The organism is Longimicrobium sp., from assembly GCA_036387335.1.
Taxonomy (GTDB): domain Bacteria; phylum Gemmatimonadota; class Gemmatimonadetes; order Longimicrobiales; family Longimicrobiaceae; genus Longimicrobium.
The window spans coordinates 1-2,207 of the sequence record DASVTZ010000209.1 but is presented as its reverse complement, the minus strand read 5'-3'; the positions used below and the strand labels follow the sequence as shown (position 1 = coordinate 2,207).

3 protein-coding genes are annotated in these 2,207 nt (G+C 70.5%); all 3 read right to left on the bottom strand.

The window, feature by feature from the left end; translation table 11 throughout:
- The coding region (locus VF647_21215) for a hypothetical protein (GenBank protein ID HEX8454613.1) at positions 1-747 on the bottom strand (747 nt) is incomplete at its 3' end.
- Between the two features lie 352 nt (positions 748-1,099).
- Positions 1,100-1,864: a methyltransferase domain-containing protein gene (locus tag VF647_21210; GenBank protein HEX8454612.1), complete on the bottom strand. Its 765-nt coding sequence runs from the start codon at positions 1,862-1,864 to the stop codon at positions 1,100-1,102.
- A gap of 126 nt (positions 1,865-1,990) precedes the next feature.
- Positions 1,991-2,207, bottom strand: a 217-nt coding sequence (locus VF647_21205; GenBank protein HEX8454611.1) for a sugar transferase, incomplete at its 5' end; no start/stop codon positions are given.

Genomic DNA, 2,207 nt, shown 5'->3' with positions numbered 1-2,207 from the left:
CTTCACCCCCCGCTCGAAGCAGCTCGCCGCCACCGCGTGCAGCTCGTCGCTGGTGAGCGTGGTGGCCACCAGCACCTCGGCCACGTCCACCTCGTCCAGGATGCGCTCCAGCTCGGCCAGCGTGCCCATCGACGCCGGGTCTGGACGCCCGCCCGGCGTGAGGTGCCCCACCACGTACTGGTCGAAGTTGTTGTGGCCGCGCAGCGAGCGGATGGTGCTCCCCGCCTCGTCCAGGCTCCCCACGATCAGCGTGCGGCGCAGGCCCACGCCGCGCGCGTACGCCTGCCGCACCAGCAGGTCCGCGCCCTTGCGCCCCAGCGCCAGCGCCACGAATCCCGCCGTCGCGATCCCCGCCACCAGCGGCAGCGCCATGGGGATGCGGGGCGGAAAGGTGACGAGCACCCCCAGCAGCAGCGACGCCAGCGCCGCCGCCGAGGCCAGCCGCCCGCCGTCGCGGCGCGAGTCGCCGGGCGCGTAGGCGCGCAGGGCGTTGAGGCTGAGCAGGAAGCTGGCGACCACCAGCGGCACGAACGGCTCCACCACGTTCCACGCGCCGAACACGCGCGCCACGGCGAAGAGCACGAGGCCCACCAGCAGCCCATCCAGCAGGTGCAGCGAGACGACGCGAAGGACGCGGCGCAGCAGCGACGTGGCCAAGCGCCGGTGCGTGAGCTCCCGGCGCAGGCGCACGTCGTGGAAAGGCAGGTCCGGCAGCGCGGCGCGGTCATCCCGCGCAGCACGTTTCACCCGGGTGCCGCTTGACGTCTTTATGTCCATCCGAAAGGGCTGTCCTGGAAAAATTGCGCGCCTGGGGAAGAAACCCGGGGGCGGACGGCGCCCGACTCTGACGCCTGCACCCCCCGTCCACGTCACGCACGAGCGCCGCGGTCAGCACGAACGGTGCCGGTTGCGGGGCTCCGCGTGACCTGCCAGAACGCCGCACCTGCCCCGGATGTGACACTTTGCCCCGCCGGCTCCATACTGATCCAGCCGGCCGCGCGGCAAATGAAAGTGGACGCGTACCGGATCAGGCACACGTCCACTTTCATTTTACCACTTTCCATGGTCTTCTGCCAGCATGGCGCGCGCCAGCCGGCGCTCACGCCGGCTTGCGTGCGACGAACAGGTAGTTCTGGCAGAGCGGCGACATCACGGTTCCCAGCACGGCATCGGCCGCGTCGTAGGCGTGCGCCAGCGATCCCCACCCGCTCAGCGGCGCGGGCAGCCGCCCGAACACGTTGCGCGGGAGCGCCGCGTACCGGCGAACCCGCACCAGCCCCATCCCGCTCTCCGCGCACAGCCGGCGCACGTCGTCCGCGGTGTAGCGGTACAGGTGCGTGTGGCGGCCCGCGGAGCCGTTCACCCGTTCCACCAGGCTGTGCTGGTTGGGGAAGTGGTAGCACACGAAGTGGCCGCCCGGCCGCAGCACGCGCCGGATCTCGCGCAGGCTGCCGGCCTCGTCGCCCTCGAACTCGCGCACGTGCTCGAGCACACCCACCGAAAAGACGGCGTCGAAGCGGTTCTCGGGGTACGGCAGGCGCACGGGCTCGCCCGGCTCGCCCAGCTCGAAGTCGTAATCGCTCCCCAGGTGCCGGCGCAGCGCGAAGTCTTCGAAGGCGAAGCCGCTCACGCGGTGGCCCAACCGCTTCAGCGCATACGAGAAGTGCCCGTTTCCGCACCCCCAGTCCAGCACCTCGCTCCCGGCGGGGACCAGGCCGCGCGTCAGCCGGTAGAGGCGCCGGTACTGCGACGCGGTCACCATGCTGCGGAACTGGAGCAGGTCGGCGGTGCTCGGGTCCGTCTCACGGATCCGCATCAGCTCGCGAAAGATCTCGTCGTCCGTCGGCGCGGCGGCGGGTGTCACTGGCAATGCCCTGTGCGCGGAGAGAGGGAACGGCGGGGAAAAAGCATCACACGGAGACGCGGAGGAAAGGGAAAGGCCACAGAAAAAACGACTCTGTGGCTCCGTGTGAGGAAACGACCTTCGGCCTCAGTACGCCCCTTCCCCGCGCAGCACCACCACCATGGTGCGCAGCATAATGCGCACGTCCAGCCAGAGCGACCATTCCGCGATGTAGCTGCGCTCCATGCGCAGCACCTCGTCGAAGTCCGTCACCAGGTTGCGCCCGCTCACCTGCCACGGCCCCGTGATCCCCGGCGTCACCGCCAGCCGCTCGAAGTGCCGCGCCTCGAAGCGCTCCATGTCC